Below are 16,087 nucleotides of genomic sequence, written 5' to 3'. Positions count from 1 at the left end.
ACTAACTCTCTAGAGAAAAACTTACGCTATGACCATTAGCCTGCAAAAACGCCTGTTTTCTTGCCTCTTTAAGATCCTCATCTATCATATCTTTACACATCTGTTGCAATGAGATTTCAGGCTCCCAACCTAGCTCTAACTTAGCTTTTGTAGCATCTCCTAAAAGAGTCTCGACTTCAGCTGGTCTGAAATATCTTGGATCAATTCTTAGTATAACATCCCCTACACTTAATGCCGGCGCTTTATCACCTGTTATTGATACTACCTTAGCAATCTCATCTAAGCCTTTACCACTGAATTCTAGTTGTATGTCAATCTCTGTTGCACAAAGCTTGATAAATTCGCGCACACTAATTTGTTTACCTGTAGCTATTACAAAATCTTGCGGTTTATCCTGTTGAAGCATCATCCATTGCATACGCACATAGTCTCTAGCATGCCCCCAATCTCTGAGTGCATCGATATTACCCATATATAAACATTTTTCTAAGCCTTGAGCAATATTTGCTAATCCTCGAGTTATCTTACGCGTTACAAATGTTTCTCCTCTTCTTGGCGATTCATGATTAAATAAGATCCCATTACAAGCATATATTCTATAAGCCTCACGATAATTAACTGTAATCCAATATGCATACAATTTTGCCACTGCATATGGTGAGCGAGGATGAAATGGAGTTTTTTCTGATTGTGGTATCTGATGTACTAATCCATATAACTCCGAAGTTGATGCTTGATAAAACTTAGTTTTTTTCTCTAGGCCTAGCAATCGAATAGCTTCTAGTATCCTTAGTGTTCCTAAGCCATTGACATCCGCAGTATATTCAGGCAACTCAAAACTAACCGCAACATGAGATTGCGCCGCTAAGTTATAAACTTCATCTGGCTGTATTTCTTTGATAATCCTAATTAAATTTGTACTATCAGTAAGATCTCCATAATGTAATCTAAATCTACGATTTTCAGTATAAGGGTCCTGGTAAATATGATCTATTCTTTGAGTATTAAATAATGAAGACCTTCTTTTTATACCGTGAACTTCATAGCCTTTTTCAAGTAAAAACTCAGCCAAATAACTACCATCTTGACCTGTGATACCTGTTATCAGTGCTTTTTTCATCTGCCTAAAGTTTCCTTATATAATTGTATATATTTCTTAGCAACAACTTTACTATCAAACTCTCTTAAAACTTTATCCCTAGCGTTTTCGCATAAAGATACGTAGCTATCATTAGCTAAAATCCACTCTATACCATTAGCTAAATCTTGGCTATCAAAAGGTTTTGCTAAATAGCCATTTTTCTTATGATCAATTATATCCTTTAATCCACTAGTATCAAAAGATACTACAGGAGTACCACAAGATAATGATTCGCTAGCTGTTTGACCAAAAGCCTCTTGTAAACTTGGTACTACCATTACATCTACCGCACTATATAAAGTTACCAAACTTACATCATCATTAAGTTGACCTAAATAGTTAGTTTTAAAGCCAAAATCAGGTACTAAATTAGGTTTGGTACTGCCAAATACAACCAATTCAATATCATCTGTTTTTGCTATTTTTTCTAAAGCTTCATTTAACTGTTTAAAGCCTTTATTAATATCTCTGGTAGCATCCATAGCGCCAAAAAGTATTAATTTTTTATCTTTAGGAAGATTCCAAAGCTTTCTTGATAATTCTTTATCAAATGGTTTAAATATATCTATGTTTATCGGATTTGGTAAATTTATATGTTTGTTATTCTTTAGCAAGAAACTTTGTTTTGATAGGTTATTAAGCCAAGAGCTTAACCCAACGATAATAAAATCTTTTTTAGTAAAAACTTTTTTCTTTCTTCTAAACACTTTGAAACTCAAATCTTTTTCTTTTTTACTAGCAAGATTTGGGCAACTTTGACAATGCTGTTTGTATTTATCACAATTCCATTTTATATGACATCCCCCAGTAAAAGCCCAATTATCATGTAAAGACCAAATAATAGGAGCCTTAATTTTAGCAATATCTTCTATTTTTAACATTCCACCATTTATCCAATGCAAATGGACAATATCGGGATTTATTTTGTTTATCTTTGTAACAATATTATTAAACCCAAACCATGAAGGGCTAAATAATGTTTTTATTCTATGTTTATATTTTCTAACAGGTAAACCATCTATGATAGGACGAAGCTTATTGAGATATCTCCTTACTCTACTATCTTCTGTAATAACTGTACAATCATCGCTAACTTTACTTTGGACTAACATTTGACTATCAATATTAGCATCCAGTAGTGATCTGTGTAATCTATACGCAGCTCTTGCTGCACCACCTTGAATATCTGAGGTATTAACTATTAGGATTTTCATTCTATATAATTAACTATTTCGTTTAAATTTTTTCTTTCTGATTTTGGAACCTTAAATCTATCTGGTAGATTACCAACTCCAATCATTAGTATTATATTTTCATTATTACTTATTTTTGACACTTTTCTAAACTCATTATCTCTTTCTCGATCAGTACACCAATTTAAAGTTACTGCTCCTAAGCCAAGATAATGTAATGCGTATAATAATGACATACTGAAAATACCACCATCTATAAATGATTGATTTCTTTCATTAACGCCTTCGAAAAAATTCAAATCTGAAGTGACTATTAGTAATTTATTAATCTTAAATCCAAAACCTCTATTACCATTTTGATAGATAAGGTACTTCTGGATAGTTGACTTTGATAGTACTATGTGAACTCTAACCGTTTGTCTGTTACAAACTGAAGGAGATTTTTGAGCTATTCTTATAGCTTCTTCAAGAACATTCAAAGTAACTTCTTCCTCAGTAAACTCTCTTATAGAATATCTAGAAAATGCCATTTCTTTAAAATCTAGTTTACTTTTTTTATTTATTTCATTTTTAGTTAATTGAATACTACCTCCTTTACTAGAGTTTTCTGAAAATTTAACTCTTTCAAACATACTTTTAATAGGAGTTATATCAAACTCTTTTTGCTCATGTAAATCAATATATTTTCTAACTACAGATATAGCCGTTAAGTATTGATTATTAAAAACATCAAAATTTTTATTAGAATATATTTTTAACATTGAAATTAAACTAATGACAATATCCTTAGCAAATCCAAGTCTAACCTCTTGATAACTTAAACCTTTTTCAATAACATGATAATGTGCAATTATTTTTCCAAGTAGTTGGTTAGGTTCCTTATTAACAAAAGTTGCGGAATATGTTAAATATCTCTTCATGTCATAGAAGTAATTGGAGTAAAACCTTATTAAGCTTAAAAAGTTTCTTATTTTTATCTTTGTTGATTTAGGTAGAATTATCTTTATTATTTCTTTAATCATCGATAGCCTTTATTAAAAAGTTTCTTGAGTCTTTAATCAATATGTCCAGCTTTTTATCTACAACATTATACTCAATACAATTATTTAGGACTTCACTTACATCAGTATCATTTACAACTCTAGAACTCAAACCTATATTTTCCAACATAGTTTTTATTTTTGTTTCTATCCCAGAATTTGCACTAGTAACAAAGTTTCTTTTGTATTTTAATGAAAAAATAGTTCCATGAAATGTACTTGTTAACACATACTTTGCGTTCTTAAAATATCCAAGCCATTCAAAAGGGCCAATATCAATAATATTTTTATCACACCATGAATTTGAATAACCAACTGAGATTAATTTCATTTTTTTTTCTTTTGAGAATTTAATAATTGTATTTTTCTCATTTTCTCCAAGACGATAAGCATACACTAAAATATATTCTTCTTTTTCATTTGGCTCTATTTCCTCACCTTGAATATCATATATAAATGTTGGGTCGAGAACAATTTTTGCCTTTTTAGCTATAGCTTTTTCTACAAGTAAAGCAGTATTCTCATCTCTTACTGAGATATGACTAAATTTTTTTAATCCATCTTTTACAAATGTGGGAATTGGATTAGACAAATTAACAGATCCACAGCTTGGTGCATAAGATATTAATTTTTTTGCTTTAAGATTTTCTCCAAAATAGACAGGATCATTTCCTAAAAAACTCCACTCATAATTCCAAACTATATCACTTCCAATAATGATAATGTCATATCTTGAAGTGTCTATATTATTAATATTTTTACTAAAGTTTGTCATTTTGAGTTTAGCATGAGCTTTTTTAAACATTATTATTTTTATAATATTTTTAAAAAGTTTTATAGGGTTTTTGTCCATAAAAAAGCTTTATATTCTAAAAACCAATGAATTTTATTTTTGTAATTAATAATTTCTACATCATAACTTTTTTCTTTAAGATATGAATATGTTGAGTAAGCTTGAAAAAAACCACCATGATTAATACCTTCGTGAAATGTTAATATGCCAATTCTCATTTTATAATTTTCCTTATAATATTTCTAATTATTGAAATATCTTTTGACAACTCCTTACTCCACTTACTATCTTTTTTATGATCAATTACCATGATGCTTTTCTTAACTAAGGGGAAACTCATTTCTCCTCTAGCTAAATTTGCTAAATAATTTTCTTCATCAGTTGTATGAGTTGCTTCTTCGCCAAAACCAAGATTCGAAATAAGATTTGCATTTGGGATTATAGCTTTTGCATTTAAAAGTCTTATTAAAAACCATTGGTAGTCCCAAGTTTCAACTTTACCTTCATAAACATTGTCAAATATTTTTTCAAAAATTTTTGCCTCTTTCTGTTCTAATATATCGAATAATATTTTTTCTCTCTTAATTTTAGGCCAAATACCAATATCAACATCATAATGTATCCATGCTCTTCGCCACGATGCCCAGCCCCAAATTCGATTATATTTGGAAAAATAATACTCATTTGAAGTTAATTCTTTATCAATTGGATTCGTACCTCCAATATGCCACACCCTAGTATCATTCTTATATATCTCCAACAACTCCTCACAAAACCAAAAAAAGCTCTGACTTGGCAAACAATCATCTTCTAAGATAATTCCCATCTCTTCATTTTCAAAAAACCAATTTATCGCCCCACTTACAGCATATTTACAACCTAAATTTTCATCTCGAAATAGAGTTTTAACTTCACAATTCCAGTCAATGTTACTCATAATGTAATCACGAACTTTTTGAACTTTTTCAGTTTCTCCTTCTTTAGACTTTCTTGCGCCGTCTGACGCCACATAAAGTTTGGGCGGTTTTGCTTGTCGGATAGCTTCAAATACTTGCTTTGTAGTATCAAGCCGATTAAATACTAAAAACAATACTGGTGTTTTAAGCGGATATGGTGGAATGAATTTTTCTACTATACTCATTTTATTCCCAATTATTTTTTCTACATTCTTCTATATAATCTCTGAGTTTTCTTTTTGGCTGCCATCCAAGTGATTTTGTTTTGTCACTAATTACTCTAGCACTCATACGATTCCCAAGCCTTTCTGGTAAAATTTCAATATGACTTCCAAACATTTTAGCAACTTCTAAAACACTAAAAGCTTCATCACTACCTATACCGTATTCATCTCCATAGCCTAATTCACCTACTAATAATAGAGCATCGATAATATCATTAATATGAGTAAAATTTCTTTTTTGAGTTCCAGGTGATACGACAGTAAGAGGCTCACATTTTCTCATTTTCTCTTTGAATAAAGCTACCAATGTTGCATATTTGCCAGTGCTTATCTCTCTTGAACCATATACATTATAGAAATAAGTGATTGCATAATTAATATCAAACCATTTTGCATAATTTTCAACAAGTAATGTATTTGATGATTTACTCCAAGCATATGGACTAGCATTAGAATTATTGCCATCATCACCAAACTTAGTACTACTACCAGCATATATTAGTTTAGAATTATTTTTCCTAACAAATTCTAAAACTGAAAAAGTTCCTAACTTATTAAAATCAATCACTTTTTTGATATCATCAAAGCTTTGCTCTACTCTTGAATATTCACCAAGATGATAAATAATATCCGGTTTGAAACTGATTAATTTGTCTATATCTTTAGTATTACCTCTGATATAAGTCACATTTTTAATATGGTTTGATTTATTACCTGTAAAATAGTTATCTAAGCTATAAACTTCGCTATTTGTCTTTTCACTAAGTCTTTGACAAAGATGACTACCAATAAAACCTGCTCCACCAGTTACTAATACTTTCTTCATGATTAGAATTAATTATCGCTCCTAAAAATACATCTAGTATAGACCTTATTTATCACATCTGAAAGTACATCATCGAATCTATTGGCAATTATAAGATCTGAGGTTAATTTAAATTCATCAATATTGGATATGACACTAAGTCTATTGAATTTTTTTTGCTTCAAAACTGGCTCATATATCACAACTTTTATATTTTGCTTCTGTAGGCTCTGTATTATTGATTGGATTGCACTATTTCTAAAATTATCACTACCTTCTTTCATTACTAGCCTATATATGCCAACAACATTTGGATTTTTATCTAATATCTGCTGTGTGATAAAGTCTTTACGTGTTTGGTTAGACTGTACAATTGCACTAATCAAATTATTAGGAATATTTAAATAGTTTGCTTTTAGCTGCTTAGTATCTTTAGGTAAACAATAGCCTCCATAGCCAAAACTAGGATTATTATAATAATCCCCTATTCTAGGATCTAAGCAAACACCTTTGATAATATCTTGAGTATTCAAATTATGTGATTCAGCATAGGTATCAAGCTCATTAAAGTATGCTACTCGCATTGCTAAGTAGGTATTCGCGAAAAGTTTCACAGCCTCTGCCTCTGTAGAATCCATATACAAAATTGGGACATCTTTTTTTAGTGCTCCTTTTCCTAACATACTAGCAAAACTTTCTGCAGCTTTTGACTTCTCTCCCATTATAATTCTACTAGGATAGAGATTGTCGTATAGCGCCTTTCCTTCTCTTAGGAACTCTGGTGAGAATATAATATTACTTACACCCAACTCCTGCTTTAAAGACTTTGTAAATCCTATTGGAACTGTTGATTTAATAATAATCGTTGAATTTGACGATACTTCTAAGCAATCTTTGATAACAGCCTTTAGAATAGAAACATCAAAAGTATCTTTAGTATCATCATAATCTGTCGGTACAGATATAACAATATACTCAGCATTTTTATAGGCTACATGCTTATCAGTAGTTGCAAAATAATTTAGTGGCTTCTCAGACAAAAACTGTTTTATAAGATCATCATTAATTGGCGCAATTTTTTTATTAAGCAAATTAACTCGAGTTTCATCAACATCTAAAAAGCAAACTTGATTATTTTGCGCTAATAAAATACCATTGCTTAAACCTACATAACCTAAGCCAACTATTGTTATTTTCATTTAGATATCCATCCAATTAAAACTAAAGATTTTGTTTTAACATAAAAAGTTTTTCTTGTTCTTGAATTTAACAAATCAGAAACATAACACACTACAATTTGACTAAATAAAGTAGATATTGCAGCTCCTATAATTCCATATTCAGGAATCAATACAACATTAAGAAATACATTTATTAGAACTCCGTATAAAGTCCTATATAAGGCTAATCTCTGCAAATCTTCAGTCAAAAACCACTTTCCACTAGCAACCCCAAGTGCTACAAAAACCCCAGCCCAAATATGAATCATAAGCACACTACCTGCTTGATTATACTGCTGCCCATAAAGCAAATTAACTACCCAATCGCTTAGAAATGTCATAGGAAGTGCAATAGCTATAGCCATCCACACCATTAAATCATAAAGCCTTTGAAGCCTTGTATAGTATAGTTGTTCACTTACCTTTTTTGCGTTGATAATAGCAGGGAAAAGTGATGATGATATAACTACTGGTATAAAATACCAAACCGTACTAATTCTTACAGCTGCAGCAAATTGCCCCACCTCTTGTGATCCAAGCATATGATTTATCATAACCTGATCTATATTCATATATATAGATATTGCCAAACCACTCAAGATCAAAGGCCAACTATCTCTTAATAATGATTTTGCAACAGCAAACTTAAAGCGCCAATTTTTAATATCACCAAACTTTTTAGATTGATAAAAATATATAAATCCTAACGATAAAGTAAAGCTATCTAGAACAACAACTGCAGCAAAATAAATTAGCTCAGCACCACATAAAATAAGTATTATTTTTGTAATTGATGATATTACAAGAGAGATTAAGTTCGCCAACGCTACAAATTTACTCTTTACTTGACTCTGAAAATAAAAATCAAGGACGTTAAAACTCTGCATCATAGTAGATAGTGCCACTACAAAAATTATACTCTTTGTATATAAACTCTCTTCTGCAAAATAAAGAACTCCCAATAGTATTATCAGCAAAGCAAAAAAACCCAATAATTTCAAACCAAAAGCGGTTCCCAGAATATTATTTGATTTACTTGAATCCTTCACTAATTCTCTGACAACTATACCATCTAGTCCCAAAGTTGTTAGCACACTAAAAAGTGTTACAAAACTACTAGCATAACTCAAAACACCAAACTCTTTTGGTCCTAGATATCTAGCAACCCATATCCCTACTAGTAGAGATGCTAGCATTCTTGATATATTACCAATAAATAACCATCCGGTATTCAAGAAGTATCTTTTAAACCCTTCTGATAGTTTCAAATTAATGGTCATTTTGTACCACTTCATCATAAACTGACTTATAACTGACAAACATTTTATCCAAGCTGAAAACATCATCAAATCTTGCTTTAGCATTAGCTCCATACTCTTGAGCTTTTTGATCATCTTGCCAAAGCTCTTTGAGCTTTCTAGCTAAATCTTGATTATCATTTGGCTTAGCTACTAATCCTGTTACCTTATCAATATTTACAAAAGTTGTGCCTGTACCAATCTCACAAGTTATCATTGGCTTAGCAAACATACCTGCCTCTAGCAAGACTAATCCAAAAGCTTCTGTTCTTATATTTGAAGGTAACACTAAAGCATAACTTAATTTCAACAAAGATAATTTATCTTTATCATCTAAAGCACCAACAAATTTTACATTTTGTAGATTATTTTGCTTAACTTTTTGCTCAAGTAACTCCTTTTGATCGCCGTCACCAATTATAACAAGTGGATAATCCTCCCCCTGCATTGCATCAATCAAGACATCTAAGCCCTTGTAATATCTCAAGCCACCTATATGAATAAAGAATTTTTCAAAACCTATATTTTTTTTCCAATAGAGATAATTTTCTTCATCAATATTATAATCTGATTTATTTAAACTCATTGGAATAACTTTTTTAGGAGCTTGTATTTGCTTTAGAATCTCACTAGTCTCAAGGTAGTTTGGTGATGTTGGTAATATATACTTTGCACCCTTAAGGAATTTTCTCATTAAGGGTTTATATAACATCATCAATCTTTTTTGCTTGATAATATCTGAGTGATATGTGACTATGTAAGGCTTATTTGGTCTACAAATAGTCTGCAGCAAATCAGCATACGGATATGGAAAATGATAATGGATAATATCGACTTGCTTAGCTAATTCTTTGAATTTTTTAATCGCTGAAAATGAAAAAGTTGTCGATGCAATATTTAAATTTGTTTTAGCAAAATATAATGTGTAAAAATCTTTATGCATAGTTTGATTTTTTTTACCCATTGCAAGTATATGTATTTCAACATCATACTTTTTAGCCGTAGCAATAGATAGCTCATGTATAAACTTCTCTATACCGCCATAAGTATATGGATAAAATGATTTAAACACATGTAAGATTTTCATTTCTAGATCTAGATATTATTCTCTTTTGTGTACTTTTGCCATTTAAGCATATCTTGACAAATATCCTCTATAGACTTTTGTGTCTCGAAACCTAGCTCTCTTTTAGCCTTAGCAACATCAGCAAAACTCGCTGCAATATCACCTGCTCTTCTAGCTACTATCTGATATGGAATCTCTTTACCTAGTGCTTTTTGATAAGCTTTGACAATCTCTAATACAGAGTAGCCATTTCCAGAACCAAGGTTATAAGCTCGCCAACTAGGTTTATCTTGTGATAATTTTTCTAATGCTAATATATGTCCTATTGCTAAATCTACCACATGTATATAGTCTCTCACTCCAGTACCATCTCTAGTCTCATAGTCACCACCAAAGATACTGAGTTTAGCTAATTTACCAGCACCTACTTGTGCAACATAAGGCATGAGATTATTAGGTATACCTTGTGGATCCTCGCCTATCATCCCACTGCTATGAGCTCCTACAGGATTGAAATACCTAAGACATGTGATATTGAAATTATTATTAGCATTTTGCAAATCTCGCAAAATATCTTCTAACATCAGCTTAGTTGCACCGTAAGGGTTAGTTGTACTTAGAGGCATATCCTCTGTAAATGGTGGTTTATTGTTCATTCCATATACGGTCGCTGATGAACTAAAGACAAAGTTATAAACTTGATACTCTTGCATTAGCTCAAGTAAATTTAGTGTTCCCTGGATATTGTTATGATAATACTCCAATGGCTTATCAACACTCTCACCTACAGCTTTAAAGCCAGCAAAATGAATCACCGCATCAATATCATGTTCTTGAAAAACTTTTGCTAGCTTAGGTTTATCTAAAAGATCTAATTGGTAAAAATCAAAATCTTTATTTGTAATTTTTTTAAGCCTATCTACTACAGATAGTTTACTATTTGAAAGATTATCAACTACTACAACTTGATAATCCCTATCAAGAAGTTCTACCACTGTATGACTACCTATATAGCCTGTACCGCCTGTTACTAAGATTTTTTTATTCATAAATATACTCTATATAGTTTTTGTCTTTTTTCTCTACAAAATGTGCTTGAGTTTGCTCTTTAGTTTTTATAAATAGTCGCAAAATTTTCATAGCAATAACTCTCATAGTTTCTATAATGATAAGTAAATCAAATACAAAATTCCATCTTCTGATATAGGCAAGATCAAGTTTTAACTTATTTTCTGGTAGAGTTGCATAACTTGTCAAAACTTGCGCATAGCCGGTAATACCTGCCTTAACTTTTGTCCTATAAGAAAACTCTGGAATTTCTTGACTAAATTTATCTATCAGTTCTGGTCGCTCTGGTCGTGGTCCTACTATAGACATGTCACCTTTTAGAACATTAAAAAACTGCGGTAACTCATCTAACCATATTGGACGAATTATTTTACCAACTTTTGTAATTCTGTTATCATTATCAACAGCCCAAACTGCCCCAGTTTGTATTTCAGCATTTACTTTCATACTACGGAATTTTATTAGATTAAATCTTTTTGCATTTCTTGTAACTCGCTCTTGGATAAAAAATGGTGAGTTTCTATCCTCTAAATAAATCAGTACAGCTATTAGCAACATGATTGGTGATGTTAAGATAATAACTACTAGGCTAAACAAGATATCAAAAATTCTCTTAATAATTTGTGCTTCATAAGATAAACCAAAGTTTTTGACACTCATAGCTAAGCTATCGCCAAGAGGTACTAGTACCGCTCCCCAAATTGATATTTCATATTTTCTTGGAATAAGAACTACTTCAAGGTTATATTTGCTTAGGATTGATAAATCATTATCAGCTAATAGTTTTAATGCCTTATCTGAAATAAATGCCTTTTTATAACTATATGCCACATCAGCTAGGCTAAAACCATTGATATTTATACTCAAGTACCCAGCAATTATTTCCCTAGGTAACTTAGCAGTCGCAGCTTTAGCAAAAAGCCATTCTCTTTCCTGATCTAAACCAATAATTAGGATTTTGCTATAGCTAGTATTTCTTATCAACCATCTAAAAAGATTACGTGATATAGATAGCATAACAAGTTGTAGTAAAAAGCCCAAAATAATCAAGCTACGTGGAAATGAGAATCCTCTTAAAAAGAATGCTAGCGATGTTATAATAATCGCGATAGCTAATCCACATAATAAAACTTTTAGAACATTTCTTGATTTAGATACTTTTTCACCATTAGTATACTCAGCGATAAGAAAAACTAGTAAAGATGTTGCTGCTATAAAAACTACCATAAAATTAAAGCTACTAAAATTACTAGTATCATAATGTAGTAGATGCAAAGGTATAAAGTAACTCAGTAATACAATTATTACAGATATTACTAGCTCTATTGTTTTGAGAGTGAATGCTAAATTAAATTTTATTGAGCTCATCTCTCATCTTATCAATAGTTTGTTTATAGCTGTCAGAATTAAAAATAGCTGAACCCGCAACAAAGGCATTTACACCACAAGCTGCTATTTCAGCAATATTGTGCGGATTTACACCACCATCTATCTCTAGCAAGATATCTCTAGCTGTAGACTTAATCCATTGCGAAACCTCTTTGGCTTTATCAAGCATAGCTGGAATAAATTTTTGCCCACCAAAACCAGGATTTACTGACATTATCAGCACCCTATCAATATGACTCTCAACATACTTCAAACAATCTATACCAGTAGCAGGATTTAGAGCAAGTCCAGCTTGGATACCAAAAGATTTAATTAGTTGTAAACTTCTATCAATATGCTCACTCGCTTCAGGATGAAAAACAATGCTAGTTGCTCCAGCTTTAGCAAAACTTTCAATCAAAGTATCTACAGGTTTAACCATAAGGTGAACATCCATACCAGCGGTTACACCATAATCTCTCAACGCTTTAAGTACCATCGGTCCAAATGTCAGGTTAGGCACATAGTGATTATCCATAACATCAAAATGGATATTATCTGCACCTGCTGCTAAAACGGCCTTGACATCATCACCCAGTCTAGCAAGATCCGCAGAGAGTATAGAAGGATTTATTTGAATATGTTTCATATAGCTAGTTTTAATATCTTAATATACTTGAAAATTCTATCATATTGAAAGTAAAATTTGGTTATATAATATAAATTTGTGTCAATAAATCTTAGTTAAAAAGATTTATCACTTATTAGTTTTGGAGATTAGGATGACTAACCATATTTACAATGCTGTAGAAACATTCCGTTTAGAGATAGAAACATTAGAAAAATTAAAAAACTCTATTGATGAGAATTTCGAAAAAGCGTGTGAGATTATTTTAAAAAATAATCGTGATAAAGGTCGAGTAATAATAACAGGTATGGGTAAATCAGGTCATATCGGTAAAAAAATGGCTGCAACATTCGCTAGTACTGGCACACCTGCTTTTTTTGTACACCCGGGTGAGGCTGGTCACGGTGATTTTGGCATGATTACTAAAAATGATGTATTAATAGCTATTTCAAACTCTGGTACATCCTCTGAGATCATGGGATTAATGCCAATGATAAAATACCTTGATATTCCAATAATTGCTATTACTAGTAACCCAAAATCAATACTTGCTAGAAATAGTGATGTCACTCTTAATCTACATGTTGACAAAGAGGCATGCCCACTTAATCTTGCTCCGACATCGAGCACTACAGCAACTTTAGTACTAGGTGATGCTTTAGCGGTTGCATTACTTAAGGCAAAAAACTTCTCAGTAAAAGATTTTGCTTTTTCACATCCTAATGGTGCCTTAGGTAGAAAGCTAATTTTAAAAGTTGAAAATATCATGCGTAAAGGTAATGAGATACCAATAGTTAAACCGAGCGATAATATCCGTAAAGCAATATTAGAAATAAGTGATAAAGGTGTTGGAAGTACCCTAATTATCGAAAATAGCAAGCTTTTAGGTATTTTTACAGATGGTGACTTAAGAAGAATGTTTGAAGCAGAGAATTTTAATTCGCAGCGAAGTATCTCAGAAGTTATGACAAAAAATCCTAAAACAATTTCGAAAGAAGAAATGGCAATAACTGCCCTCGAAAAAATGGAAAAATATGAAATCACAAGTCTAGCAGTAGTCGACAATGACTATAATATACTAGGTATAATAACAATGCATGATCTTATCAAACTTGGACTTAGATAAAACACATGCAATAGTTTAAATCATTAGTAAAAATATTTGCCAGACGTGAAGCTTATATATCAGATTAAAAACTAACTAGTGATGAACTTATCAAAGTACTAAATATCTTAATCTAATTATAGCCTACTAGGTATAAAAGTAGTATATTCTTCCTGAACTAGTTTCAAGATCTCAATAGAATCAATGCTTATAGTGAGATTCTAGAATAAATTCAGCATGACCTTTTTGTGTCTAGTTAGCTACAGGTCAACAATCCTTAAAATTCAAAATTATTAGCTTTAACTTATAGTATAGTATGAGTATGAAAAGCTAAATTAATTAGTGATAAATAAAGAAGTTATTTAAATAGAATTTATTGAGATGATAATTTTGTTTAAAGAACATTACCCATAGAGACACAATGATATCCAGCATCAACATGGACAACTTCTCCAGTGATACCAGTTGCCATATCTGAGCATAAAAACGCCACAGTATTACCAACTTCCATAATATCAACATTCTTCTTAAGTGGAGAAACCATAGCATTATAATCAAGCATCTTCTTAAAGTTTGATATACCAGAAGCTGCGAGAGTTTTGATAGGACCAGCTGATACAGCATTTACCTTAATACCATCCTCACCTAAAGCTAAAGCTGTATATCTAACTGTAGCTTCTAGAGATGCTTTAGCAATACCCATAGTGTTATAACTTGGCATAGCTTTTTCTGCTCCAATATAAGTAAGTGCAACCATAGAAGCATTACGATTCTTCATCATACTACGACCTTCTTTAGCTAGTGCTGCAAAAGAATAAGCACTGATATCATGAGCAATACTAAAACCTTCACGAGTTACACAGTCAATAAAATTACCCTCCAACTGATCACGCGGCGCAAAAGCTATAGAATGAACAATACCATCTAGACCATCCCAAACTTTACCTAACTCTACAAATAAATCTTTAATCTCTTGATCAGAAGTCACATCGCAAGGTAAAACCGCTGCTGGATTGAATTCTGCGCATAATTTTTCTACTCTATCTTTGAATTGCCCAACATAAGTAAAAGCAAGCTCAGCTCCTTCTCTATGCATAGCTTTGGCGATACCATAAGCAATTGATTTATTACTTAAAAGTCCTGTGATTAATATTTTTTTTCCTGCTAGAAAACCCATATTTACATCTCCTTTGTGGATTTATTGTCAAAATTTTAGTTACTAAATAATTTTATAATAGTTCTAAAAAGCTCTTCTATTTAAATCACAAAATTGACCATAATTTTTGTGATAATTTTTATCAGCTTTTTAGCTCAAAACTACATAACTAAATCTGGTTGACCTTTATCTACTACTTAGATTATTTAAGTCAACACTCTCTAGTATTAGCAACATAAACTAATATATAATTATAGTTAATCAAAAAATAAAACACTAGTTTAATTTTAGGTGATTTCATATGCTATGGAAAGGAAAAAAGATAGTATCAGCACCATCTAGCGATATGGGCTTTGATAAAGCTAAAGCAAGTTGGGATATCATGAAAATATCATCCGAGCTTGTTGAGGGATATGAAAGATTAGGCAAGATAGCTCCTGCTATTAGCATATTTGGTTCTGCGAGAATTTCAAAAGATGATAGATACTACAAAGACACTGTAAAACTTGCCAAATCATTGTCAGATCATGGTTTCGCTGTAATAACAGGCGGAGGTCCAGGTATTATGGAAGCTGGTAATAAAGGCGCCCAACAAGGTTCATGCTCTAGTATAGGCCTAAATATCACCCTACCACATGAGCAGCGCCCAAATCAATATCAAGACATTTTCTTAATCTATAGATATTTCTTTACACGTAAAGCAATGTTTATTAAGCACTCGATGTCTTATATTGTCATGCCAGGTGGCTTTGGCACCTTAGATGAACTCTTTGATATTACTACCCTTATTCAAACTGGTAAAAAAGTCAAAATGCCAATTATATTATATGGTAAAGACTTTTGGGGTGGCTTGATGGAATGGATCAAAACAACATTAGTCACCAAAGGTGTAGTAAGCAAAGAAGAGGTAAATCTACTAACTCTTGTTGATAGCATCGATGAAACAATAGAAATAATTGCCGAGCACTATATGCATACATATAGTTCAAAAGCACACGAAAAAATTGTATTTTAAAGGTTTTAATC

Annotated in this window: 16 protein-coding genes; 2 read left to right on the top strand and 14 right to left on the bottom strand. The window is 31.6% G+C overall.

Going from position 1 to position 16,087, the window contains the following annotated elements; genetic code table 11:
- Window position 1 precedes the first annotated feature (1 nt).
- Genes gmd through rpe form a run of 13 tightly spaced genes read right to left on the bottom strand, consistent with a single transcriptional unit; the run spans window position 2 to window position 12,821 of the window.
- On the bottom strand, window positions 2–1,120 hold the full coding sequence (gene gmd, locus FSC454_RS03905; protein WP_066044699.1) for a GDP-mannose 4,6-dehydratase: 1,119 nt from the start codon (window positions 1,118–1,120) through the stop codon (window positions 2–4).
- Entirely contained in the window at window positions 1,117–2,355 is a 1,239-nt protein-coding gene (locus tag FSC454_RS03900) for a glycosyltransferase family 4 protein (RefSeq protein WP_066044697.1), read from the bottom strand. Before FSC454_RS03900 ends, gmd begins: the two co-directional genes overlap by 4 nt.
- Window positions 2,352–3,356, bottom strand: a complete 1,005-nt coding sequence (locus FSC454_RS03895; RefSeq protein WP_071794784.1) for a nitroreductase family protein — start codon at window positions 3,354–3,356, stop codon at window positions 2,352–2,354. Before FSC454_RS03895 ends, FSC454_RS03900 begins: the two co-directional genes overlap by 4 nt.
- A complete protein-coding gene (locus tag FSC454_RS03890) occupies window positions 3,349–4,179 on the bottom strand; it encodes a polysaccharide pyruvyl transferase family protein (protein WP_167359442.1) in 831 nt (276 codons plus the stop codon). Before FSC454_RS03890 ends, FSC454_RS03895 begins: the two co-directional genes overlap by 8 nt.
- A 29-nt stretch (window positions 4,180–4,208) precedes the next feature.
- A complete protein-coding gene (locus FSC454_RS09650; RefSeq protein WP_156860527.1) occupies window positions 4,209–4,385 on the bottom strand; it encodes a hypothetical protein in 177 nt (58 codons plus the stop codon).
- Window positions 4,382–5,308 (bottom strand): nucleotide-diphospho-sugar transferase, encoded by a 927-nt coding sequence (locus FSC454_RS03885; protein WP_066044690.1) that lies wholly within the window; start codon window positions 5,306–5,308, stop codon window positions 4,382–4,384. Before FSC454_RS03885 ends, FSC454_RS09650 begins: the two co-directional genes overlap by 4 nt.
- 1 nt (window position 5,309) lies before the next feature.
- Window positions 5,310–6,173, bottom strand: coding sequence for an NAD-dependent epimerase/dehydratase family protein (locus FSC454_RS03880; protein ID WP_066044688.1), 864 nt, complete (start codon window positions 6,171–6,173; stop codon window positions 5,310–5,312).
- 8 nt (window positions 6,174–6,181) lie between these two features.
- Complete coding sequence (locus tag FSC454_RS03875) at window positions 6,182–7,351, bottom strand: nucleotide sugar dehydrogenase (RefSeq protein ID WP_066044686.1); 1,170 nt, start codon at window positions 7,349–7,351, stop codon at window positions 6,182–6,184.
- A complete protein-coding gene (locus tag FSC454_RS03870; protein ID WP_244148266.1) occupies window positions 7,348–8,736 on the bottom strand; it encodes a flippase in 1,389 nt (462 codons plus the stop codon). The genes FSC454_RS03875 and FSC454_RS03870 overlap by 4 nt, the downstream gene beginning before the upstream one ends.
- Window positions 8,642–9,757, bottom strand: a complete 1,116-nt coding sequence (locus FSC454_RS03865) for a glycosyltransferase family 4 protein (protein WP_066044682.1) — start codon at window positions 9,755–9,757, stop codon at window positions 8,642–8,644. Before FSC454_RS03865 ends, FSC454_RS03870 begins: the two co-directional genes overlap by 95 nt.
- Before the next feature lie 8 nt (window positions 9,758–9,765).
- Complete coding sequence (gene galE / locus FSC454_RS03860; protein ID WP_066044680.1) at window positions 9,766–10,785, bottom strand: UDP-glucose 4-epimerase GalE; 1,020 nt, start codon at window positions 10,783–10,785, stop codon at window positions 9,766–9,768.
- Window positions 10,778–12,172 carry a sugar transferase gene (locus FSC454_RS03855; RefSeq protein WP_066044678.1) on the bottom strand — a complete coding sequence of 465 codons (1,395 nt, stop codon included), beginning with the start codon at window positions 12,170–12,172 and terminating at the stop codon, window positions 10,778–10,780. The genes galE and FSC454_RS03855 overlap by 8 nt, the downstream gene beginning before the upstream one ends.
- Entirely contained in the window at window positions 12,153–12,821 is a 669-nt protein-coding gene (gene rpe, locus FSC454_RS03850; protein WP_066044676.1) for a ribulose-phosphate 3-epimerase, read from the bottom strand. Before rpe ends, FSC454_RS03855 begins: the two co-directional genes overlap by 20 nt.
- A 133-nt stretch (window positions 12,822–12,954) precedes the next feature.
- Between rpe and FSC454_RS03845 the strand changes: the two genes are divergently transcribed.
- Window positions 12,955–13,926 carry a KpsF/GutQ family sugar-phosphate isomerase gene (locus tag FSC454_RS03845; RefSeq protein WP_066044673.1) on the top strand — a complete coding sequence of 324 codons (972 nt, stop codon included), beginning with the start codon at window positions 12,955–12,957 and terminating at the stop codon, window positions 13,924–13,926.
- A 373-nt stretch (window positions 13,927–14,299) separates the two neighbouring features.
- Here FSC454_RS03845 and FSC454_RS03840 read toward each other — a convergent pair whose 3' ends face one another.
- Window positions 14,300–15,082, bottom strand: a complete 783-nt coding sequence (locus FSC454_RS03840) for an enoyl-ACP reductase FabI (protein WP_014548586.1) — start codon at window positions 15,080–15,082, stop codon at window positions 14,300–14,302.
- A gap of 280 nt (window positions 15,083–15,362) precedes the next feature.
- Here FSC454_RS03840 and FSC454_RS03835 point away from each other — a divergent pair, with 280 nt between their 5' ends.
- Window positions 15,363–16,076, top strand: a complete 714-nt coding sequence (locus tag FSC454_RS03835; RefSeq protein WP_066044672.1) for an LOG family protein — start codon at window positions 15,363–15,365, stop codon at window positions 16,074–16,076.
- Window positions 16,077–16,087: the final 11 nt, after the last annotated feature.

Origin of the sequence: Francisella hispaniensis FSC454 (genome assembly GCF_001885235.1) — a bacterium.
In the GTDB taxonomy this organism is placed as follows: Bacteria; Pseudomonadota; Gammaproteobacteria; order Francisellales; family Francisellaceae; genus Francisella; species Francisella hispaniensis.
This window is presented reverse-complemented; position numbering and strand designations above follow the sequence as displayed.